Origin of the sequence: Mesorhizobium sp. LSHC420B00, assembly GCF_000503055.1 — a bacterium.
Lineage (GTDB): Bacteria > Pseudomonadota > Alphaproteobacteria > Rhizobiales > Rhizobiaceae > Mesorhizobium.
Window position 1 is genome coordinate 80,439 of record NZ_AYVY01000023.1, and the last position, 20,308, is coordinate 100,746.

Annotated in this window: 22 protein-coding genes; 11 read left to right on the top strand and 11 right to left on the bottom strand. The window is 64.3% G+C overall.

All coding sequences use genetic code 11. The annotated features are described in order from the left end of the window. Window positions 1-5: 5 nt before the first annotated feature. The 5 genes from X760_RS65575 (at window position 6) to X760_RS65595 (ending at window position 3,012) form a co-directional block, all read left to right on the top strand. Window positions 6-1,007 carry an NAD(P)H-dependent glycerol-3-phosphate dehydrogenase gene (locus tag X760_RS65575; RefSeq protein WP_023721378.1) on the top strand — a complete coding sequence of 334 codons (1,002 nt, stop codon included), beginning with the start codon at window positions 6-8 and terminating at the stop codon, window positions 1,005-1,007. Window positions 1,008-1,033: 26 nt separating this feature from the next. After that, the gene (locus X760_RS65580) at window positions 1,034-1,330 is read left to right on the top strand and encodes a YciI-like protein (protein ID WP_023721379.1); all 297 of its coding nucleotides are present in this window, start codon (window positions 1,034-1,036) and stop codon (window positions 1,328-1,330) included. 135 nt (window positions 1,331-1,465) lie between these two features. Next, window positions 1,466-1,891, top strand: coding sequence for an EVE domain-containing protein (locus X760_RS65585; protein ID WP_023721380.1), 426 nt, complete (start codon window positions 1,466-1,468; stop codon window positions 1,889-1,891). Next, window positions 1,888-2,544: a methyltransferase gene (locus X760_RS65590; RefSeq protein ID WP_023721381.1), complete on the top strand. Its 657-nt coding sequence runs from the start codon at window positions 1,888-1,890 to the stop codon at window positions 2,542-2,544. Before X760_RS65585 ends, X760_RS65590 begins: the two co-directional genes overlap by 4 nt. A gap of 48 nt (window positions 2,545-2,592) precedes the next feature. Continuing rightward, a complete protein-coding gene (locus tag X760_RS65595) occupies window positions 2,593-3,012 on the top strand; it encodes a DUF1761 domain-containing protein (RefSeq protein ID WP_023721382.1) in 420 nt (139 codons plus the stop codon). A 26-nt stretch (window positions 3,013-3,038) separates the two neighbouring features. Here the strand turns inward: X760_RS65595 and gcvA are convergent, their stop codons facing one another. Continuing rightward, window positions 3,039-3,959: a transcriptional regulator GcvA gene (gene gcvA, locus X760_RS65600; RefSeq protein WP_023721383.1), complete on the bottom strand. Its 921-nt coding sequence runs from the start codon at window positions 3,957-3,959 to the stop codon at window positions 3,039-3,041. A 162-nt stretch (window positions 3,960-4,121) separates the two neighbouring features. Between gcvA and X760_RS65605 the strand changes: the two genes are divergently transcribed. Further along, on the top strand, window positions 4,122-4,367 hold the full coding sequence (locus X760_RS65605; protein ID WP_023721384.1) for a hypothetical protein: 246 nt from the start codon (window positions 4,122-4,124) through the stop codon (window positions 4,365-4,367). Between the two features lie 92 nt (window positions 4,368-4,459). Here X760_RS65605 and X760_RS65610 read toward each other — a convergent pair whose 3' ends face one another. Then, window positions 4,460-4,996 (bottom strand): L,D-transpeptidase, encoded by a 537-nt coding sequence (locus X760_RS65610; protein ID WP_245278686.1) that lies wholly within the window; start codon window positions 4,994-4,996, stop codon window positions 4,460-4,462. Between the two features lie 144 nt (window positions 4,997-5,140). Between X760_RS65610 and X760_RS65615 the strand changes: the two genes are divergently transcribed. Together X760_RS65615 and X760_RS65620 are read left to right on the top strand one after the other, a co-directional pair. Further along, window positions 5,141-5,824: a response regulator transcription factor gene (locus X760_RS65615; protein ID WP_023721386.1), complete on the top strand. Its 684-nt coding sequence runs from the start codon at window positions 5,141-5,143 to the stop codon at window positions 5,822-5,824. Between the two features lie 195 nt (window positions 5,825-6,019). Then, window positions 6,020-6,475: a cyclic nucleotide-binding domain-containing protein gene (locus X760_RS65620; RefSeq protein ID WP_023680480.1), complete on the top strand. Its 456-nt coding sequence runs from the start codon at window positions 6,020-6,022 to the stop codon at window positions 6,473-6,475. A 43-nt stretch (window positions 6,476-6,518) separates the two neighbouring features. Here X760_RS65620 and X760_RS65625 read toward each other — a convergent pair whose 3' ends face one another. The 6 genes from X760_RS65625 to X760_RS65650 all read right to left on the bottom strand — a co-directional run bounded on the left by X760_RS65625 (window position 6,519) and on the right by X760_RS65650 (window position 13,251). Next, window positions 6,519-7,412 carry a sugar phosphate isomerase/epimerase gene (locus X760_RS65625; RefSeq protein ID WP_023721387.1) on the bottom strand — a complete coding sequence of 298 codons (894 nt, stop codon included), beginning with the start codon at window positions 7,410-7,412 and terminating at the stop codon, window positions 6,519-6,521. 117 nt (window positions 7,413-7,529) lie between these two features. Then, window positions 7,530-8,468 (bottom strand): ABC transporter substrate-binding protein, encoded by a 939-nt coding sequence (locus X760_RS65630; RefSeq protein ID WP_023721388.1) that lies wholly within the window; start codon window positions 8,466-8,468, stop codon window positions 7,530-7,532. A gap of 85 nt (window positions 8,469-8,553) precedes the next feature. Next, window positions 8,554-9,555, bottom strand: a complete 1,002-nt coding sequence (locus X760_RS65635; RefSeq protein WP_023721389.1) for a ribose ABC transporter permease — start codon at window positions 9,553-9,555, stop codon at window positions 8,554-8,556. Next, a complete protein-coding gene (locus tag X760_RS65640; RefSeq protein WP_023721390.1) occupies window positions 9,555-11,096 on the bottom strand; it encodes a sugar ABC transporter ATP-binding protein in 1,542 nt (513 codons plus the stop codon). Before X760_RS65640 ends, X760_RS65635 begins: the two co-directional genes overlap by 1 nt. Beyond that, window positions 11,093-12,472 carry a carbohydrate kinase gene (locus X760_RS65645; RefSeq protein ID WP_023721391.1) on the bottom strand — a complete coding sequence of 460 codons (1,380 nt, stop codon included), beginning with the start codon at window positions 12,470-12,472 and terminating at the stop codon, window positions 11,093-11,095. The genes X760_RS65640 and X760_RS65645 overlap by 4 nt, the downstream gene beginning before the upstream one ends. Further along, a complete protein-coding gene (locus tag X760_RS65650) occupies window positions 12,469-13,251 on the bottom strand; it encodes a DeoR/GlpR family DNA-binding transcription regulator (RefSeq protein ID WP_023721392.1) in 783 nt (260 codons plus the stop codon). Before X760_RS65650 ends, X760_RS65645 begins: the two co-directional genes overlap by 4 nt. A 229-nt stretch (window positions 13,252-13,480) precedes the next feature. Between X760_RS65650 and X760_RS65655 the strand changes: the two genes are divergently transcribed. From X760_RS65655 to X760_RS65665, 3 genes are read left to right on the top strand one after another with little or no spacing between them, the layout of a single operon-like run. Continuing rightward, window positions 13,481-14,524, top strand: coding sequence for a class II aldolase/adducin family protein (locus X760_RS65655; protein ID WP_023721393.1), 1,044 nt, complete (start codon window positions 13,481-13,483; stop codon window positions 14,522-14,524). 1 nt (window position 14,525) lies between these two features. Beyond that, window positions 14,526-15,827, top strand: a complete 1,302-nt coding sequence (locus X760_RS65660) for an FGGY-family carbohydrate kinase (protein WP_031194647.1) — start codon at window positions 14,526-14,528, stop codon at window positions 15,825-15,827. After that, the gene (locus tag X760_RS65665) at window positions 15,824-16,675 is read left to right on the top strand and encodes a TIGR01459 family HAD-type hydrolase (protein WP_023721395.1); all 852 of its coding nucleotides are present in this window, start codon (window positions 15,824-15,826) and stop codon (window positions 16,673-16,675) included. The genes X760_RS65660 and X760_RS65665 overlap by 4 nt, the downstream gene beginning before the upstream one ends. Window positions 16,676-16,695: 20 nt before the next feature. On the opposite strand, the gene X760_RS65670 is transcribed toward X760_RS65665, so the two are convergent. The 3 genes from X760_RS65670 to X760_RS65680 form a co-directional block, all read right to left on the bottom strand. Continuing rightward, on the bottom strand, window positions 16,696-17,502 hold the full coding sequence (locus X760_RS65670; RefSeq protein WP_023721396.1) for an exodeoxyribonuclease III: 807 nt from the start codon (window positions 17,500-17,502) through the stop codon (window positions 16,696-16,698). A gap of 384 nt (window positions 17,503-17,886) precedes the next feature. Beyond that, complete coding sequence (locus tag X760_RS65675) at window positions 17,887-18,564, bottom strand: outer membrane lipoprotein carrier protein LolA (protein ID WP_023721397.1); 678 nt, start codon at window positions 18,562-18,564, stop codon at window positions 17,887-17,889. 133 nt (window positions 18,565-18,697) lie between these two features. Then, on the bottom strand, window positions 18,698-20,308 hold a 1,611-nt coding region (locus tag X760_RS65680), incomplete at its 5' end, for a DNA translocase FtsK (RefSeq protein WP_023721398.1).

Sequence of the window (20,308 nt, forward strand, 5' to 3'; positions counted from 1 at the left end):
AAGCCATGACGCGCAAAGCCAGCGCCGGCTGGCGTGTCGCCGTGCTTGGCGGCGGTGCCTGGGGCACGGCGCTGGCGCTGGCCATGCTGCGCGCCGGCCATTCGGTCCGGCTGTTCGCGCGCGACCCGGAGACCGTCGCGGCGATCGACCGTGGCGAAAATCGGCGCTATCTGCCCGGCATCGCGCTCGATCCCGGCATCGCGGCGACAAGTGACATCAAACTGGCTCTCGCCGACGCCGACTGCGTGCTGGCGGTGGCGCCGGCGCAATCGTTGCGCGCCATGCTGACGGCCGCGTCCAGCCATGTGCCGAAAGGCGTCCCGCTGGTGCTCTGCGCCAAGGGCATCGAGCGCGACACCGGCGCGCTGCTGTCGTCCATTGCCGAGGAAATCCTGCCGGCAAATCCGGTCGCCGCTTTGTCCGGCCCAAGCTTTGCCACCGACGTCGCCAGGGGCCTGCCCACGGCCGTGGTGGTCGCCGCCCGCGACGAGGCTCTGGCCACCGACCTTGCCGCCCGTTTCTCGGCTGAAAACCTGCGTTGTTATTGGAGCGACGACCTGATCGGCGTCGAGATCGGCGGCGCGCTGAAGAACGTCTTTGCCATCGCCGCGGGTGCCGTTACCGGCGCCGGGCTCGGCGCCAGCGCCCAGGCCGCAATGGTGACGCGCGGCTTCGTCGAATTGCGCCGCATCGGTGCCGCCTTCGGCGCAAAGCCGGAGACGCTGATGGGCCTTTCCGGCCTCGGCGACCTGCTGCTCACCTGCTCGTCCGCCCAGTCGCGCAATTTCGCCTATGGGCTGGCGCTCGGGCAAGGCAAGCCGCTTGCCGGCCTGCCTCTGGCTGAAGGCGTGCCGACGGCGGCGATCGCCGCCCGCATCGCCGGCGAGCGCCGGATCGACGCGCCGATCATCGCCGCCGTCGCCGCCATACTGGACGGCACCGTCACCATAGACCAGGCTGTGTCGGCGTTGATGACCAGGCCGCTCAAAACCGAAACCGACATGTAATCCCGAACGATTGCGGAGATGGAAAGATGCTGTTTGCGTTGATTTGCAAGGACAAGCCAGGAAGCCTGCAGGTGCGGCTCGATACGCGGCCTAAGCACCTTGCCTTCCTGGAAGGGCTGAACGGTGACAAGAAATTGGCCTTCGCCGGCCCGTTCCTCGACGCAGACGGCAAGCCGAACGGCACTCTCGCCGTTGTCGAGGCGCCCGATCTGGCTGCGGCAAAAGCCCTGTCGGCGGCCGATCCCTATACCAAGGCAGGGCTGTTCGAAAGCGTCGAAATCCGGCAGTGGAACTGGAGCTTCAACAAACCGGCGGGTATCTAAATGCATGTCGCGCAAAAGTGTGCAGCGGTTTTGTGATAACGACATGCATAAAACAAGAACCTGAAGCGCGTCGCATGACGCCGGTCGAACGCGACGCGCTTTTAGTCGCGACGGCACCTGAGGAGGAGCAAGACAATGAACTACTGGCTGTTCAAATCCGAACCCTCGGTCTTCTCCTTCGAGGACCTCAAGGCCAAGGGCAAGGCCGGCACGCAATGGGACGGCGTGCGCAATTATGCGGCGCGCAACAACATGAAGGCGATGCAGATCGGCGATGTCGGCTTTTTCTACCATTCCAATGATGGGCTCGACATAGTCGGCATCGCCGAAATCTGCGCTCTGGCCCATCAGGACAGCACGACCGACGATCCCCGCTGGGAGTGCGTCGATATCCGCGCCTTCAAGGACATGCCGAAGCCGGTGACGCTGGAACAGGCCAAGGCCAATCCAAAGCTGGCCGACATGGCGCTGGTGCGGCTCGGGCGGCTGTCCGTGCAGCCGGTGACGCCTGCCGAATGGCAGGAGGTCTGCCGCATGAGCGGACTGACGCCGGCGCCATGACGGCGCTGACGCCGGACAGCGCCAAGAAATTCATCCTCGACAACACGGCGCTGATGGCGCCGCCGCATGTGCCGGAGATACGCCTGCAGCTGGCCGACGAGGCGCATGAATTGTGGCAGCGGACCGAGGATGAGCTGACCGAAATCGGCCTGCCGCCGCCCTTCTGGGCCTTCGCCTGGGCCGGCGGCCAAGGCCTTGCCCGCTACATCCTCGACAATCCGGCGGCGGTGCGCGGCAGGCGCGTGCTCGACTTCGCCTCCGGCTCCGGCCTCGTCGCCATTGCAGCAGTGAAGGCCGGATCTGCCGAGGTGATCGCCGCCGACATCGACCCGTTCTGCGCGACCGCGGTCCGCCTCAATGCCGAGGCCAATGGCGTCGAGATAGAATTCCTCGCCGGCGACTGCATCGGCACCGATGCGGGCTGGGATCTGGTGCTGGCCGGCGACGTCTTCTACGACAAAGCTTTCGCCGACAGGCTGATGCCGTGGTTCGCAGCGTTGAAGGCGCGCGGCGCCGACATCCTCGTCGGCGATCCCGGCCGCTCCTATTTGCCGAAGACCGGGCTGGAACCGCTTGCCGTCTACGAAGTGGCGGTGACCCGCGCGCTGGAGGACGCCGAGGTCAAGCGCACCACCGTCTGGTGCCTTGCTTGACGGCATCGCCGAACAGGCGTTCCATCGCGCAATCGACCGGAGGGAATCATGGATTTTTCAGCAATCAATTGGCTGGCGGTAATCGTCGCCGCCGTGGTGGCGTGGCTGTTCGGCGCGGCCTGGTATATGGGCCTGAGCAAGCCGTGGCTGAAGGCCGCCAAGCTTGATCCGGCGACGATGAGCAAGTCGATGCTGCCCTTCGTCGTCTCCTTCGTCGCGGAGCTTGTCATGGCGCTGGTCATGTCGCTGATCATCGGCGCAGTGACCGGCGGCGAACCGAGCCTGCTTGCCGGGGTGATCTTCGGCTTCGTTCTCTGGCTGGGGTTCGTCGCCACGACGCTTTCGGTCAACCATCGCTACGAAGGTTTCGGCTGGGATCTGACGCTCATCGATGTCGGCCATTGGCTCGGCGTGATGCTTCTCATCGGCGCGGTGATCGGCTGGTTCGGCGCGGCGGCGACAGGCTGACCTTTTAGGCGGCGACAGGCTGACCTTTAGGTTGGGGTCTTGGCGACTTCCTCGAGAAGCCAATCGCGAAAGGCGACGATGCGCGGATCGTTCGCCGCACTTTCGGGATAGACCAGGAAATAGGCGAATTCGGGCGCGACCTTGATGCCGAGTTCAAAGGGCCGGATCAGCCGGCCTTCCGAAAGGTCGTTTGCCACCATGGCGAAATCGGCGAGCGCAACCGCGTTGCCGTCGAGCGCGGCCTGCACGGCATCCGTCGAATTGCCGAACACGATGGTCCGGCTGTCGTCGAAATCGTCGACGCCCGCCGCCGCCATCCACATGCTCCAGTTCGGCCAGGTGACGCCCTGGCGCGACCACTCGATATGCGCCAGCGTATGATGGAACAGGTCGCGTGGCTCCTTGAGCGGCGGCCCTGACCGCAGCAAGGCCGGACTGCAGACGGGAATGATGACGTTTTCGAACAGCCGGTGCGAGCGAAGCCCCGGATATTTGCCGGCGCCGAAACGGATGCCGACATCGACATCGTCGCGGTCGAAATCGCGCACCTCATAGCTGATATCGAAGCGCAGCTCGATTGCCGGATGCTGTTTGCGAAAATCGTCGACGCGCCGCATCAGCCACTTCGTCGCGAATTGCGCATCGAGGGTGACCTTCAGCAGCGCCGATCCGCGCGCCGTCTTCTGCGCCCGTGAGACCGCGCGGCCAAGCAGGTCGAGCGCGTCGGTCGAGGCCTCGAACAGCACCGCACCCGCCTCGGTGAGCCGGATTGTGCGGCTGGTGCGTGTGAACAGCATGATGCCGAGCTGATCCTCGATTTCCTTGATCTGGTGGCTGACCGCTGCCGGCGTCAGGCCGAGCTCGTCGGCGGCGCGGGTGAAATTGAGGTGCCGGGCCGCCGCCTCCAGCGTCCGCAGCGCACGGGTTCCAGGCAGCAGGCGCGCCATCAGGGCCAGACGAGGAGGGTTCGGTCGAGCATTCCAATCCTCAAACAAAACTTGAAGATGCAGAAAAAACTACTCGTTTCCCGTTTGAATTTCAATCCGCCATGATCTGAGCATCGAAGAAACATCAAACCGGATTTGATGTCCGGAGAAGCGGATTGCACCATGTCTGACATCGCCCTGCGCTCGGTAACCCTCCGCCCGGCCTGGCTGCGCGCCGTGCTCGACTGGCTTCGGCACGCGAGAATCGCGGCCAATCTTCCCTACGAGAATGTCGAGGATCTCTCCGATCGCCAGCTGCGCGACATCGGTAGCGAACGCAAGGACATCGCACGCGCCATGGACCGCGAACTCGGCCGGCTCGGCCTTCTCGACATAGGGTGGCAAAGGAGTAGGGGAGTAGGGGAGTAGGGGAGTAGGGGAGTAGGGGAGCTAAGCGGCGCGCCCGCCCCTGTCTCTACTTTTACTGCCCTATTCCCCTACTCCCTTATTCCCCTATTCCCTTACCTTACCACCCTCACCACCGTCCGCTCCGACAGCAGCGGCAGCAGCCGTGCCATGGTGCGGGCTGTTACCGCGACGCAGCCTTGCGTCGGCGTGAAGCCGGGGCGCGCCAGGTGGAAGAAGATGGCGCTGCCGCGCCCGCGCCGGCGCGGCACAATGTTCCAGTCCAGCACCAGGCAGGCATCGTAGAGATCGTCGGCCCGCTGCATCCGCTCATGGCTGGCGCCATAGGGGATTTTGACCGGGCGGTTGTAGTTGCGGTCCCCAGGCACTTCGCACCAGCCGAGGTCGCGGCCGATCGGCGTCATCGCCAGCCGCGTCCGGCGGCCGCTGGAAAAACGGTCGCCGCGAAAATATCCCGACAATATCCGCATCGAGGCGAGCGGCGTGGCGCCATCGCCCTCGCGCTTGCCGGCCGAGATGCCGCCATGCCCCAGCGCACATGGAAACACGAGTTTGCCGGCCTGTAGAAAGCCCTGGCTGGCATGGCCGGGCCGCGCGCGCACGGTGAGCACGGTAAGCCCTTTCGGCAAAATTGCGCCGACTGCATTGCGATCGTGTTTTTTCTTGTATGATCGTGCCACGGAACAAATCACTGTGAACGGCTGTTGTGCCGGTCAGCTTCCGCATAAACAGGCAGCGGTCAACTGAAATCTCTTTTCAAAACAACGGATTGATCCATGACTTCACGCACCATTCTGATCGTCGACGACGATGACGACCTGCGCGGCACCCTTGTCGAGCAATTGTCGCTTTATGAGGAATTCGATGTCCTGCAGGAAGCGACCGCCGCCAAAGGCGTCGCCGCGGCGCGCGGCGGGCTTATCGACCTGCTCATCATGGATGTCGGCCTGCCCGACATGGATGGCCGCGAGGCGGTGAAGATATTGCGCAAGGGCGGCTACAAGGCGCCGATCATCATGCTGACCGGCCACGACACCGATTCCGACACGATCCTTGGTCTCGAGGCCGGCGCCAACGACTATGTGACCAAGCCGTTCCGCTTTGCCGTGCTGCTGGCCCGCATTCGCGCCCAGCTGCGCCAGCACGAGCAGAGCGAGGACGCCACTTTCTCGGTCGGCCCCTACACGTTCAAGCCCAGCCAGAAGCTTCTGATCGACCCGCGCGGCGCCAAGGTGCGGCTGACCGAAAAGGAAGCCTCGATCATCAAATATCTCTACCGCGCCGACCAGAAGGTGGTGACCCGCGACGTGCTGCTGGAGGAAGTATGGGGCTACAATTCCGGCGTCACCACGCATACGCTCGAAACCCACGTCTACCGGCTGCGCCAGAAGATCGAGCGCGATCCTTCCAACGCGGAAATTCTCGTGACAGAAAGCGGCGGCTACAAGCTGGTTCCTTAAACATTTCATTATTCAAATAAGCGATCCGGGCGGGGCGCTTTTCGGGTACGGTCCTGAGCTGGAGGTGGGTCTGGATCGAACTCGCGGAGGCATCGGGTCCAAGGAGCGGAACCGATTTTTGAAACGCCTTGCGCGTCCGGGGGACGCGCGGCGCTCTAGGGAGGAGTGGGACTGACGGTTCGGGGACATAGCTAGATGGCGCTGGATGACGACATCCGCATCCTGTCCACCGTGAGGCTCTTCGAGGGCTTTACGCAGGAACAGCTGCGTCTGCTCGCCTTCGGCGCCGAAACCACCATGCTGAAAGCCGACCACAAGCTTTATCGCGAGGACGACGAAGCTGATTCGGCCTACATCGTGGTCAGCGGCCGCATCGTGCTCTATCGCGAGCACGACGGGGAGCGCATCCCGATCGGCACCGCCGGTCCCGGCACCATACTCAGCGAACTGGCGCTGATCGCCGACACCAACCGGCTCACCAGCGCCTCCGCCGAAATCGATTCGGAAGTGCTGCGGCTCAGCCGCAAGATGTTCCGCCGCATCCTCGAGGAATACCCGGAGCTGGCGGTTCACTTGCACCAGCGCATATTGGAGGATTTCCAGGCGATGATCCGCCGGATCGAGGAACTTGGGCCGCGTTTTGCCGGCTAATGTAGCGCCTCTGGTTTAACCAGATTTCGGAATTTGCGAGTTCTCAAGGCCGGTGCGTTGCGGAAACAAGCTCGGCCTTGCGCCGCGCCGTCTCCAGTCCGAGCGCAATGAAGCGGCGCGCATGTTTGGCCAGCTCCATATTGTCGGTCCACAGATTGCGCCAGATCGCGGTTTTCCGCGACAGGTTCTCGTCGACGATTTCCGACGAGAAGGATTCGAAGCTGAGGTCGTCGCTGTAGCCGATAGCGGTCAGCGCATCGAATATCCCGGCGAAATCGATATTGCCGGTGCCGAGGAAGCCGCGATGGCTCTCGCCGATATGGACATAGCCGATTTTCTTTGCGGCGTTGCGGATGGCCAATCCGACATCGGCCTCCTCGATGTTCATGTGGAACGTGTCGAGATGCAGGAAGATGTTGTCGGAGCCGCTGTCCTCGAGAAAGGCCATGCCTTGCGCGGCGGTGTTGAGCAGGTTGCTTTCGAAGCGGTTGACGATCTCGAGGTTGAGGGTGACGCCGGCTGACTTTGCCGTCTCCGCCACCTCGGCAAGCGTGCCGGCGCTGCGGTTCCACTGGTCGCGCGTCGGCGCCTCGCTCTGCAAACCGTGGCTGGTGCTGAGGATGCCGGCAACCTTCTGGCCGCCGAGATCGCGAGTCAGCGCGATCGTACGTTTCAGGATTTCGACGCCGTGCGCCGCAATCGTTTTGTCGGCGCTCGAAATATCGCCGTCGGCCGGCAGTCCGATGCTGATCGCGACGCCGAGGCCGAGATCCGCTATCCGCTTGGCCAAGCCGTCAATGTCGACATTGGCGGGGTCGAGATAGGAGAATTCGATCAGGTCGAAGCCGGCTTCGCTGGTGTTGGCCAGCGTCCGCTCGAGATCGCTCTGCGTCGAGCTCGCCGACCAGACGAATGAGTGGATTCCGATGCGCGACATGATTGTCTCCGGTTATTCCAGCAGTAGCGGACCCAAGTCCAAATCGGTGTTTGGCAATCCGTTGCTCAGACAAAAAAGGTGCGGCCGGTCATCCCGGCCGCACCAGGCTTGGGAGGTTTAGCGAGCTGCGGTCCAGCCCTTGTAATCCTTCAAATTGTCGGCCGTGATCAGCTTCGGGTCGAGCAGCACCGTCGGCTCGGCCGGCTTCTTGCCGGCAAGCAGGTCAGCCGCCATCGTCAGCGACTGGCCGGCCATCACATAGGGATCCTGCGAGGCCGAGGCCTTGATCATCGACGTGCCGGAAGCGAGTTCCTTCTCGATATCGGGCGCGCCGTCGACCGCCGTGAAGATGAACTCCGAGCGGTTGAGCTGCTTGGCCGCAAGCTGGGCGCCGATCGCCGTCGGATCGTTGATGGCGAACACCGCGTCGATCTTGTCGAAACGGGTCAGCAGCGACTGAAACACTTTCAAGCCGCCGTCACGTGAGCCTTCGGCGTTCTGGTCGTCTGAAAGGACCTTGATGTCGGGGTGTTTTGCCAGCACGTCCTTGCAGCCCTTGACCCTCTCCAGGATCGACGACGAGGCCGGGCCGTTGAGGATGACGTAGTCGCCCTTGCCGCCGGTATGGTCGACCAGATACTGGCACGCCTCTTCGCCGGCCTTGACATTGTTGGTCATCACGGTGACGTCGGCGCCCGGCGCCGAAACGTCAAAAGCGGCAACGACGATGCCGGCCGCCTGTGCCTTCTTCACCGCCGGTGCGATCGCCTTGGCATCGACGGCATTGAGCATGATGACGTCGACGCCGGCGGCGATGAAGGAATCGACCTGCGAGACCTGCTTGTTGAGATCGTAGTCGGCCGATACCGATGTCACCTGCACATTCGGGTTGATTTTCTTGGCCGCGTCCTCGATGCCCTTGATGGTGGCGACGAAGAACGGGTTGCCGAGCAGGCCGACCGAGATGCCGACCTTGTTCAGGTCCTTGGCCGATGCCGGCGCGATGACGGCGGCTGCAAGGGCGACGCCGCAGAGCAGTTTAGCGATGATCTTCATTGTTTTATTTTCCTCCTGATGCCCGCGCCTCTCACGGTGCGTTACACATGAAACCGGCTCGATGGACGCCGGCGACTAAGGGCCATCACGTTCTTGCTCCTGCCTGGAGCCGGTAACGGTCGAGGGCGACCGCCACGATGATGACCAATCCCTTGATGATGTACTGCCAGATGTCGGAAACACCGGCGAGGATGAGCCCATTTGACAGCACGGCGATGATCAGGCCGCCGATCAGCGTGCCCCAGATCGAGCCGACGCCGCCGACGAAGCTGGTGCCGCCGAGGATGACCGCGGCAATGGCGTCGAGTTCGTAGGACTGGCCGAGCTGCAGCCCGTTGGCGGCATAGAGCCGGGCCGCCGACATGGCGCCGCCAAGGCCGGCCAGAAGGCCGGAAACGCCGTAGACGAAGAGCAGCACCAGCGGCACCTTGATGCCGGTCAGTCTGGCGGCCTCGGCGTTGCCGCCGACGGCGTAGATCCAGGTGCCAAGCACGGTGCGCTTGAGCACCAGCCAGGACAGCACCACGACCGCCAGCGCGATGATGACCAGCCATGGAACGCCGAACAGCGAACCGTTGCCGATGAAGTCGAACGGCAGGTCCGAGTTGAACACCGTCGTGTCCTGGCCAAGCAACCGGGCGACGCCGCGCACGGCGGTCAGTGATCCCAGCGTGACGATGAAGGGCGGCAGCTTGATGTAGGCGATCAGCAGGCCGTTGATGACGCCGAAGCCGAGCCCGACGAGAATGGCCGCCGGCACGCCCAGCAGTCCCCAATCGGGCACCAGCGACACCATCACCGCCACCATCGCCGAGGCGGCAAGGATCGAGCCGACGGACAGGTCGATGCCGCCGGTCAGGATGACGAAGGTCATGCCGGCCGCCAACACGATGTTGATCGACGATTGCTGCATGACGATCAGCAGATTGGTCTGGGTGAAAAAGCGCGGGTTGATGAACTGGAAGCCGACCGCCAGCAGAATCAGGATCGGCAGCATGCCGAGCGCAGCGATGGCGGTGCGCCACCTTGTGCTCCTGCCGAGCGCCCGGTCGTCCGCTTTCATCGTGTCGGCCACCTTGTCGGTCATCACTGAGCCGCTCCCGTTGCAAGTTCCATGATCGCTTCCTGCCGCAGTGGCTCGCCTTCCGACGCCGTCACCTCGCCGGCAATTGTGCCGTCGCGCATCACCAGCACGCGGTCGGCGATGCCGATCACCTCCGGCAGTTCGCTGGAGATCATCAGGATGGCGATGCCTTTCTTGGCCAGATTGTCGATCAGCCGGTAGATTTCCGACTTGGCCCCGACATCGACGCCGCGGGTCGGCTCGTCGAGGATGACGACCTGCGGCTCTGTTTCCAGCAGGCGGGCGAGCAGCACCTTCTGCTGGTTGCCGCCTGACAGCGAGCCGGCATTGGCCTGCACCGAGCTGGTGCGGATGGAGAGGTCTGACATCGCTTTGGCGGCGCGCTTTTCGGCGGCCGCGAAGTCGCGCAGACCGCCGGCCTTCGCGTCCCTTGCCAGCACGCCCATGCTGATGTTGTCGGAGATCGACATGTCGAGGAACAGGCCAAGTTGCTTGCGGTCCTCGGTCAGGTAGGCGATGCCGGCATCCAGCGCCTCGCTTGGCGAACCGATGGATATCGGTTTGCCGCCGAGCTCCAGCGTGCCCGATATGTGCCTGTCGGCGCCGAAGATCAGCCGTGCCAGCTCGGTGCGGCCCGAGCCGACCAGGCCGGCCAGTGCCAGCACCTCGCCTTTGTGGAGGTCGAAGGAGCAATTCTTTATGAGATTGCCGTTCGACATGCCGCGCACCGACAGCGCGACGGCGCGCTTGCTGTCCGGCGGGCGGTGATCCTTCTTGTAGAACGTCGACAGATCGCGCCCGACCATCATCGATACCAGCCGCGAGGCGTTCAGATCGGCGCGGTCGAGCGTGCCGACATAGCCGCTGTCGCGCAGCACGCTGACGCGGTCGGCGAGCTGGTAGACCTCTTCCATGCGGTGGCTGATGTAGATGATGGCGATACCTTGCGACTTCAGCGTCGCGATCACCTCGAACAGCCGGTCGGTCTCACGCGAGGTCAGCGACGTGGTCGGCTCGTCCATGACGATGATGCGCGCATTGGTCGACAGCGCGCGGGCAATTTCAACCAGCTGGCGTTCGCCGAGCGACAGGTTGGTGACCGGGGTGCGCGCCGAAAAAGTCACGCCGAGCCGCGCGATGATGTCGCTGGCGCGCCGGTTACACTGCTCGCGATCGACGATGCCGAACCGTCGCGGCTCGTTGCCGAGGAAAATGTTCTGCGCCACCGACAGATTGGGCGCCAGCGACAGCTCCTGGTAGATGACCGCAATGCCGGCGGCGCGTGCCTTGATCGGGTCGCCGGTGGCGGCCGGCATGCCGTCGATCAGGATCTCGCCGCCGGGATCCGGCCGGTAGGCGCCGGACAGCACTTTCATCAGCGTCGACTTGCCGGCACCGTTCTCGCCCATCAGCGCGTGCAGCTCGCCGGCATGGACGGTCAGCGACACATCGTGCAGGGCGCGGATCGGGCCGAATGTCTTCGAGATGTGGCGCATCTCCAGCACCGGCTGGCGCACCGTCTCGATCCGGGCGATGGCGCTCATCGCGCACCTCCCGCAGCTGCTCTGGGGGCACCCCGATCGGCGGCAAGGCCGCGCCAGTCGTTGCGGTAGCCGGCAAGGCCGCTGAAGCTTGCCGCATGCACCGCCTCCGGCGCCTCGGTGGCAAACTCGCGTCCGACGCTTTCGAAGGCGAGTGCGGCGGCACCGGTGGCGCTGCCCTCCAGCGTTGCGCCCTGCAGGAAGGCCTGCCCGGGACGCAATTGGGCCAGCAGCGCGGCAAGCAGCCCGCCATTGTTCAGGCCGCCGTCGACGATGACGGTATTGTCGGAATGGATCAGCTCGAGGCACAAATCGACCATCAGCGCGACATAGAGCAGCGCCATGGCCGCGCGTTCGTCGGCATTGGGCGTGCGCCCGACCAGTTCGCCGCGCCGGTGTGCCATCGGGCCGCCGGGCGCGAAGCTCGGCAGCGCCATGATGCCGGCGTCGATCACCCGCTGTATCGATGACGGCGCGATGGCGCCCTGCCAGCCGGCGCTGATCGTCGCGAATTCGCGGCCGCCCATGAAGCGGATGGTTGGCACCGGGCCGCCATCGACATCGACGTTGACCAGCATGTCGCGCTCGCCGTCGAGTGCGTCGAGAGGACAGTCCGGGTTGAGAACGACGACCCAGGTGCCGGTCGAGACCACGGTCACCGGCCCGAGCTGCTGCCGGCGGTAGGCATGGAGCGCGGCATTGCTGTCGTGGACGCCATTATGGATGGCGACAGGCTTCGCGGCTCGGCCGAAGCGCTGCTCGCCGATCACCGCGCCGGCACGCTCGAAGGCGGGCATCTGGCCGCGCCAGCCCTCGGCATCGACCAGCGAGCTGAAATCGCGTTTGCGCGGCGCCCATAAATGCGAGTGGCAGCCGAGATAGGACACTTCCGATACCGGCCGGCCACCAAGGCGCCAGCTCCAATATTGGGGGTAGCCGAGGATCGATTTCGCTGCGGCGAAGGCACCGGGGTCCACCTCCTTCAGCCACAACATGTGGCGGCCGTAGTTGAAGCCAAGCGGCAGGCGCGGCGAAAAGGTCTCGGCAAAATCCGGAATGCGGCGATCGATTTGCGCGGCGATCTCGGCCGGCGGTTCCTGCTCGTAATCGAGGATCGGATGCGTCAGCGCGGCGTCGTTGACCAACGCGAAGGTGCAGCCATGGCCGGATACCATCAGCCCTTCCACGCCATGCGTGTCGACGGCGTCATCGATGGCGCGGGCCGCCCAGTCGTGCAGCGTTGCCTCGTCGAGCACGCTGAAGCCGTTTTTGCGGATCCAGCTCGGCTGGGTGCGGCGCTCGTCGAGGATGCGTCCGTCCTGGCCGAAGACGAACAGCTTCGAATTGGTCTTGCCGAAATCGAGGACGGCTACTTTCACTGGGCGCCTCCCGAGGAAGCGGCGATGCGCACCATGACGCCGGCATCTTCGAGCATGCGCGCGTCGGTGTCGGACAGGCCCTCATCGGTGACCAGCGTACCGATCCGCGACAGCGGCAGCGCCACGTTGCGGGCGTGGATCGACAGTTTGCGGCTGTCGGCCAGCACGACGATCTGGTCGGCGCAGAGGCTGAGCTCGACGATCGAGCGAACCAGCAGCGGGTGCGATTCCAGAAGGCCTTCCTGGCCGATGCCTTGCGCGCCGAGAAAGAACTTCGAGGCGTAGAACGGCACCGTCTGGGTCAGCGAATGGATGATACCCGGCTCGCGGTGCAGTTCGCCGCCGGCGACGGTCAGGCTGCAATGGCCGTGATCGCTGAGATAGGCCGCGAGCGGCATCGAGTTGGTGTAGAGCCGGATGTTGCGGTCGGCGAGCTTGACGCCGAGATGGAAGCAGGTCGAACCGCCATGCACGATGACCGCGTCGCCGTCGCGCACCATGGTGGCGGCGAGAGCGGCGATCTGCCGCTTGGCCTCGACGGCGAGGTCGCGGTTCTCGTCATAGGGCCTGGCATAGGCGACGCCGACTTGCGAAGCGCCATCGAGCGCCGAGATGCCGCCATAGACCTTGCGCGCTTCGCCGGCCTCGTCGATCTTGTCGATGTCGCGCCGCACCGTCGCCGCCGACACGCCAAGCCGCTCCTGCAGCTCGCGCACCGATGCGAAAGGCCGGTCTCGCAAAAGCTCGACAATCTGGCGCTGGCGGCCGGAGTCGCTCAACCCTTACCTCCCAATGCGCTTGCCTCCCAAGCCATTTTGCACGGCATTGCCATTTTGCACGGCAATTGGTGCAACTTACTCAACGGGCCTCGGATTGCAAGCGTGATTTGACGCGATAACATCACTGTTGACGTAACTTACTCGCATCTGCGATACCAGCGTCGGTCTTAGTCCCGGCAACGGGCCGTCCAAAGCCGTGGCCACGCGGCCGGTTTGTGGAGGAATTTCGATGACGATCAGTGCGGATGCGCAGGAATTGGCAGCGCTGCGGTCGCTTTCGGCCGTCATCGGCAGCGACCCGCATCTGACCCAGGCCGCCGGCGGCAATACCTCGCTGAAAGCCGGCGACACGCTCTGGATCAAGGCCTCCGGTACCTGGCTGAAGGACGCGCTTACCGCAGACATCATGGTGCCGGTCAGCATCCCGCCATTGCTTGAAGCCATCGAACGGCGCGACCCGGCCGCCGAACAGCCGCAGGCCTTCGCCATCGGCGCCCTCAATCCACGCGGCTTGCGTCCGTCGATCGAGACCACGGTGCATGCGCTGATGCCGCAGCGCATCGTTCTGCATGTCCACTGCGTCGAGACCATTTCGCTGGCAGTGCAGGCCGATTGCGAGGCCGAGATCGCCAGGCGGCTCGATGGCCACCAATGGGCGTATGTTCCTTATCGCCGGCCGGGGCTGCCGCTCGCCCAGGGCATCGCCGAGCGCCTGCGGCCAGGCGTAGACATCCTGATCCTCGGCAATCACGGCCTGGTCGTTGCAGCCGAGACCGTCGCCGCGGCCGACATGCTGCTACGGCGCGTAACCCGGCTCTTGGCGCGGCCGCCGCGCCAGGTGGCAGAACCGGACATCGTGGCGCTGACGGCGCTCGCCGGCGGCAGCGGCTACAGACTGCCGGCCGACGTCGAGGCGCATGCGGTGGCGATCGACCCCGAATGCTGCCGCATGGCGGCAGGGGGCAGCCTCTACCCCGACCACGTCATCTTTCTCGGCGAGGGTTCGGTCGTGGCGAGACCGGACGAGGATGTGAAGCGCGTGATCGAGCGCTGCGGCGCCGCACCCGTGGCGATCCTGTTTCCCGGCCTTGGCGTGCTGATGCGCGGCGACGCCGGCGCCGGCGCCGACGCCATGCAGCGCTGCCTCGCCGACGTGACGGCGCGGGTCGATGTCGCTGCGAAGCTGAATTATCTGACAGCGGCGGAGAATGACGAACTGATCAACTGGGACGCCGAAAAATATCGCCAGAAACTCAATGCCGGAGGCAGCTGACATGCCGCGTTCGTCAAGTCCGCTATCAACTGGCCCGCTTGCCATCGGCATCGACATCGGCACATCCGGCGCGCGCGCCGTCGCAATGCGCCCGGACTTTTCCATCGCCGCGCATTCCGCAATTGCCCTTGAGCGATTTGGGCTGAACGGCCGCGACCCCGCCGTATGGTGGGAGGCGGTCGGCGCGACGTTGGCGGAAGTGCTCAAATGTATCGATCGCGCGGCAGTGCTCTCGATCGCCGTCGACGGTACGTCGGGCACGCTGCTGCCGGTCGACGGCTCCGGGCGGCCGCTGGCCGAACCGCTGATGTACAACGACAAGGTCGCCGACGACATTATTCTGACTGCAATAGCCGGCGCGGCACCGGCAACGAGCGCTGCACTTGGGGCGACGTCCGGTCTCGCCAAGGCGCTGTCTTTCCAGCACCTGCCCGGCGTCGCCACTGTGCTGCACCAGGCCGACTGGATCGCCGGACAGTTTTCCGGCCGCTTCGATGTCAGTGACGAGAACAACGCGCTGAAAACCGGCTACGACGTCGAGGCCCGGCGCTGGCCGGACTGGATCGCGGCGACCGGCATGCGCATGGAATTCCTGCCCCGAATCGTGCGGCCGGGCGATGTCACGGGCACGCTCACCGCCAGCGCTGCGAAAATGTTCGGCCTGCCGCGCGACGTGGTTGTCGTCGCCGGCACCACCGATGGATGCGCGTCGTTCCTGGCGACCGGTGCGACTGCCGCGGGCGCCGGCGTCACCGCGCTCGGCTCATCGCTGACCATCAAGATCCTCTCCGACCGGCCGATCTCGGCGCCGCAATTCGGCATCTACAGCCATAGGCTGGGAAACACCTACCTGGCGGGCGGTGCCTCGAACTCCGGCGGCAAGGTGCTGGCCCAGCATTTCCCCGTCGCCCGCATTGTCGAACTCAGCAAAAAGATCGACCCGGCGACAGAGACCGGCCTCGATTATTACCCGCTGCCGGCGCCGGGCGAACGCTTCCCCATAGCCGATCCGGCGCTGCCGCCCCGCCTCGAGCCGCGGCCCGCCGACGACGCCGATTATCTGAAAGCGATGTTCGAGGGTATTGCGGCGATCGAAGCGCTCGGCTATCGCCGGCTTGCCGAACTCGGCGCACCCCGGCTTACATCGGTCAGGAGCGTCGGCGGCGGTGCGGCCAATCCGGCCTGGACGGCGATCCGGCAGCGCAAGCTTGGCGTCGCTCTCGTGCCGGCTCTTTCGGAGGAGGCCGCCGCCGGCACGGCGCGGCTGGCGCTGATGGGCGCAGGCGCAGCGGGGCTTTTATGACGGCCAAGATAATTCAGCACCTCGACGGCATCGCCGCGCTGGCCGAGCGCTATCAGGTGTTCCTGCTCGACCAATTTGGTGTGCTGCACGACGGCACCAGCGCCTATCCAGGCGCTATCGAAGCCTTGTCGGCACTCAAGCGCGCCGGCAAGACCATCGTGCTGATCTCGAATTCCGGCAAGCGGGCGCAACCCAATGAGCGCCGCCTGCTGAAGCTCGGCTTCGCACCGGGAAGCTGGGACCATTTTGTCTCCTCCGGCGAGGTGGCGTGGCGCTCCTTCCACGAAATGGCGGCATCGGGGACCCTGCGCCCGCAGACAAAATGCCTGCTGATCAGCCGCGATAATGACCGTTCGGCTGTCGACGGCCTGCCCTTCGTCCTGGCCAAGGACGGCGACGATGCAGAACTGGTACTGATTTCCGCCAGCGAGGGCGATCGCTACGACCTCGACCATTATCGCCGGCTTCTCGGTCCGGCGGCGAAGCGCCAGGTGCCGTGCTTCTGCACCAACCCCGACAAGATCATGCTGACTGCCGTCGGGCCTTGCTTCGGCGCTGGCCGGCTGGCCGATCTCTATGAAAACCTCGGCGGCAGCGTCACCCGCATCGGCAAGCCCTATCCGCAGATATTCGAGGCAGCGCTGGCGCTGGCGGGCAACCCGGAGCGCGGCAACGCGGTCTGCGTCGGCGACAGCGTCGAGCACGACATCGCCGGCGGCAACGGCGTCGGCGTCGCGACGACGCTGGTCCTGTCCGGCATATTGGCGGAGACACCTGATCTGGAGACTGTTTTCGCCACGCTGAACGCCCGCCCCGACTACATCGCGGATAGCTTCAGGTTTCGCTGAATTGTTAATGCGAGACAAAGCTAATCGAGGTTGAAACGCCCGATCACCGGCACATGGTCGGAGGGCCGCTCCCAGCCGCGCGCCGGCCGCAGGATTTCATAGCCGGCAAACTGCGGCACCAGGTTTGGCGACGACCAGATATGGTCGAGGCGGCGGCCGCGATTTGACGCCTGCCAATCCTGTGCACGATAGCTCCACCAGGTGTAGAGCTTCTCCTCGTAGGGCACATTGAGCCGCATCAGGTCGACCCAGTCGCCGGCGAGCCGCATCGCTTCGAAATTTTCCGTCTCGACCGGCGTATGGCTGACGACGTTGAGCAGCTGCTTGTGCGACCAGACATCGTGCTCGAGCGGCGCGATGTTAAGATCGCCGACCAGGATCGAGCCGGAAACCTCGTCATGCTCGGCGCGGACGGCGTTCATCTCGGCAACAAAATCGAGCTTGTGCTTGAACTTCCGGTTGACGGCCGGGTCGGGCTCGTCGCCGCCGGCCGGCACGTAGAAATTGTGCAGCAGGATCGCCTTGCCGCCAGCCTTGACGGTGACCGACAGATGCCGGCTGTCGTCGATCTCGCAGAAGCGGCGCTTTTCGACCACCTCGATCGGCCGCCGTGCCACCGTCGCAACGCCGTGGTAGCCCTTCTGGCCATGGAAGGCGATGTGCTCGTAGCCAAGCTTGCGGAACGCCTTCTCCGGAAACAATTCGTCAGGAACCTTGGTTTCCTGCAGGCAGAGCACGTCCGGCGCCTGCTCGACCAGCAGACGCTCGACGATCGGCATGCGCAGCCGGACGGAGTTGATGTTCCAGGTAGCGACGGAAAACGGCATGTGGGGTTCCGGACAACGCAAGATCCGCCGGATGGCCCGACGGAAGTCAATCGCGGAAACTACTGCCAGCCGCGCACCGCAAAAACAAGCCGGCCGCGCCTTGGGGGCGCGGCCCATGACTTTCCAGAAATATCAATACAGGAACCAAGCCCAAGGTGTGCTGAGATTCAGGTCAGGCCGAGTCGGAGTCGAAGACGGGCGCGAAGCGACCAGAATGGTGGATTCCGAGAACCGGAGCGGAGCGTACTTTTGGGTACGTGAGCACCGGCCTACGCCGGCCGTAGCCTTAACTGCCACGACCGCTCATGAGTGCTTTGGCCGGCGAAGGCCGGAAGCGCAGGAAACCGCCGTTGCAGGCCGGCATCACCTGAATATCGACACACCTTAGCGCGACTTGGTGTTCAGTTCCCGGTTGGCCGTATAGTCGATGGCAAAGGTGTCGGGCGCGAAACTGACGCCCTCCTTGGTGTTGAAGATCATCACCGTCGTGTCCTTGCCTTGCGCATCGGTGATGGTCCACTGCCGCAATTCATAGGATTTCGGATCGAACATCATGGTGATCTTCGAATTGCCGAACACCGATTTGTCGGCAAGCTGGATGGTGGTGAGATCGTTTTCTTCCTTAACGCTTCTGACGCGTCCGCCCGACAGATCGATCTTGTCGTCGAGCAGCAGCTTCAGCGGTGTCTTCGACAGCGGGTAGAGGTCGGAGGTCCGCAGCTTCTTGTTGAGGATGACCACCGACTTGCCGTCGGAAATCACCCTGAAATTCGAGGCGCCGTCATAGTTGAAGCGGATCTTGCCCGGCCGTTCCAGAAAGAACTTGCCGCCGGTCTGCTCGCCCTTTGGCCCGAACTGCACGAACTCGCCGCTCATCGATTTGACCGAGGAGAAATGATCGGCGATCTTCTGCGCCGTCGCCGGAACCGCTGCTTGCGCCGACGCCAGCAGCTGGAAGCCGGGCACGACGTTGACGGCCGCGGCACCGGCCAGGACCAGACCGAGCACCTGTCGGCGGGTTGGGGCGAAATCCCTGCTCGGGGCGAAAGATGCGTTTTTCATGCCGGTCACCATCATCTGATTGCTTGCTCGTTATATTGGTCTGGCCCCCCAGTTGGGCTTAAGTTTGGCGGGCGCGCAGCGCTCATCCGTTGCAACGCGCCGAGAGGTTCAAAGTTGCCGGCGCGGATGCGCTCTAGAACTTGTCGTCCTCCGTCGGCACCAGGATTTCGCGTTTTCCGGCATGGTTGGCCGGGCCGACAATGCCTTCCTTCTCCATCTTCTCGATGATCGAGGCGGCGCGGTTGTAGCCGATGCCGAGCCGGCGCTGGATGTAGCTGGTCGAGGCCTTGCCGTCGCGCAGCACCACCGCGACCGCCTGGTCGTAGGGATCGTCGGAATCCTCGAAATTGCCGCCGTCGCCGCTGCTGCCACTGCCTTTGCCCGACGGCTCATCATCATCCTTGTCGTCATCCTCGGTGATGGCGTCGAGATATTCCGGCACGCCTTGCAATTTCAGATGCGCGACGATCCTCTCCACCTCGTCGTCGGAAACGAAGGGACCGTGCACGCGCTGGATGCGGCCGCCGCCGGCCATGTAGAGCATATCGCCCATGCCGAGCAGCTGTTCGGCGCCCTGCTCGCCCAGGATGGTGCGGCTGTCGATCTTCGATGTCACCTGGAAGGAGATGCGGGTCGGGAAGTTGGCCTTGATGGTGCCGGTGATGACGTCGACCGACGGCCGCTGCGTTGCCATGATGACATGGATGCCGGCGGCGCGCGCCATCTGCGCCAGGCGCTGCACTGCGCCTTCGATGTCCTTGCCGGCGACCATCATCAGATCGGCCATCTCGTCGATGATGACGACGATGTAGGGCATCGGCTCGAGGTCGAGGTTCTCCGTCTCGTAGATCGCTTCACCGGTCTGGCGGTCGAAGCCGGTCTGCACGGTGCGCGAGATTCTTTCGCCTTTTTTCTCGGCCTGCTGCACGCGCGCGTTGAAACCGTCGATGTTGCGGACGCCGACCTTCGACATTTTGCGGTAGCGGTCCTCCATCTCTCGCACGGTCCATTTCAGCGCCACCACCGCCTTCTTCGGATCGGTGACCACCGGCGTCAGAAGATGCGGGATGCCGTCATAGACCGAGAGTTCCAGCATTTTCGGATCGATCATGATCAGCCGGCAGTCCTGCGGCGTCAGCCGATAGAGCAGCGACAGGATCATGGTGTTGATGGCGACGGACTTGCCCGAGCCGGTGGTGCCGGCGACCAGCACGTGCGGCATCTTGGCGATGTCGACGATGACCGCCTCGCCATTGATGGTCTTGCCCAGCGCCAGCGCCAGCTTGGCCTTGGTGGTCTCGAAATCGCGGCTGGCCATGATCTCGCGCAAATAGACGGTCTCGCGCCTGGCGTTCGGCAATTCGATGCCGATGGCGTTGCGGCCAGGCACCACGGCGACACGGCAGGCGATGGCGCTCATCGAGCGGGCGATGTCGTCGGACAGGCCGATCACCCGCGACGATTTGATGCCGGGCGCGGGTTCCAGCTCGTAAAGCGTGACGACCGGACCCGGGCGCACATGGATGATTTCGCCCTTGACGCCGAAATCCTCCAGCACGCCCTCGAGCAGGCGGGCGTTCTGCTCCAGCGCGTCCTTCGACAGGCTGGCGTCGCGCACCACGTTCTTCGGTTCCGACAGGAAATGCAGTGACGGCATCTCGAATTTTTCCGAGCCGATCAGCGAGGTCTGCGCCTCGCGCTGGACCCGGGCGCCGGGTGCCGGCCGCGGCGCCGGCGCCTCGAC

Excerpts from the sequence above, each read along its gene's own strand:
- X760_RS65590 (WP_023721381.1), top strand. The coding sequence starts at position 1,888 with ATGACGGCGCTGACGCCGGACAGCGCCAAGAAATTCATCCTCGACAAC.
- X760_RS65660 (WP_031194647.1), top strand. The coding sequence starts at position 14,526 with ATGCCGCGTTCGTCAAGTCCGCTATCAACTGGCCCGCTTGCCATCGGC.
- X760_RS65620 (WP_023680480.1), top strand. The coding sequence starts at position 6,020 with ATGGCGCTGGATGACGACATCCGCATCCTGTCCACCGTGAGGCTCTTC.
- X760_RS65625 (WP_023721387.1), bottom strand. The coding sequence starts at position 7,412 with ATGTCGCGCATCGGAATCCACTCATTCGTCTGGTCGGCGAGCTCGACG.
- X760_RS65580 (WP_023721379.1), top strand. The coding sequence starts at position 1,034 with ATGCTGTTTGCGTTGATTTGCAAGGACAAGCCAGGAAGCCTGCAGGTG.
- X760_RS65635 (WP_023721389.1), bottom strand. The coding sequence starts at position 9,555 with ATGACCGACAAGGTGGCCGACACGATGAAAGCGGACGACCGGGCGCTC.
- X760_RS65665 (WP_023721395.1), top strand. The coding sequence starts at position 15,824 with ATGACGGCCAAGATAATTCAGCACCTCGACGGCATCGCCGCGCTGGCC.
- X760_RS65640 (WP_023721390.1), bottom strand. The coding sequence starts at position 11,096 with ATGAGCGCCATCGCCCGGATCGAGACGGTGCGCCAGCCGGTGCTGGAG.
- X760_RS65595 (WP_023721382.1), top strand. The coding sequence starts at position 2,593 with ATGGATTTTTCAGCAATCAATTGGCTGGCGGTAATCGTCGCCGCCGTG.
- X760_RS65575 (WP_023721378.1), top strand. The coding sequence starts at position 6 with ATGACGCGCAAAGCCAGCGCCGGCTGGCGTGTCGCCGTGCTTGGCGGC.
- X760_RS65655 (WP_023721393.1), top strand. The coding sequence starts at position 13,481 with ATGACGATCAGTGCGGATGCGCAGGAATTGGCAGCGCTGCGGTCGCTT.
- X760_RS65675 (WP_023721397.1), bottom strand. The coding sequence starts at position 18,564 with ATGAAAAACGCATCTTTCGCCCCGAGCAGGGATTTCGCCCCAACCCGC.
- X760_RS65585 (WP_023721380.1), top strand. The coding sequence starts at position 1,466 with ATGAACTACTGGCTGTTCAAATCCGAACCCTCGGTCTTCTCCTTCGAG.
- X760_RS65630 (WP_023721388.1), bottom strand. The coding sequence starts at position 8,468 with ATGAAGATCATCGCTAAACTGCTCTGCGGCGTCGCCCTTGCAGCCGCC.
- gcvA (WP_023721383.1), bottom strand. The coding sequence starts at position 3,959 with ATGGCGCGCCTGCTGCCTGGAACCCGTGCGCTGCGGACGCTGGAGGCG.
- X760_RS65670 (WP_023721396.1), bottom strand. The coding sequence starts at position 17,502 with ATGCCGTTTTCCGTCGCTACCTGGAACATCAACTCCGTCCGGCTGCGC.
- X760_RS65615 (WP_023721386.1), top strand. The coding sequence starts at position 5,141 with ATGACTTCACGCACCATTCTGATCGTCGACGACGATGACGACCTGCGC.
- X760_RS65605 (WP_023721384.1), top strand. The coding sequence starts at position 4,122 with ATGTCTGACATCGCCCTGCGCTCGGTAACCCTCCGCCCGGCCTGGCTG.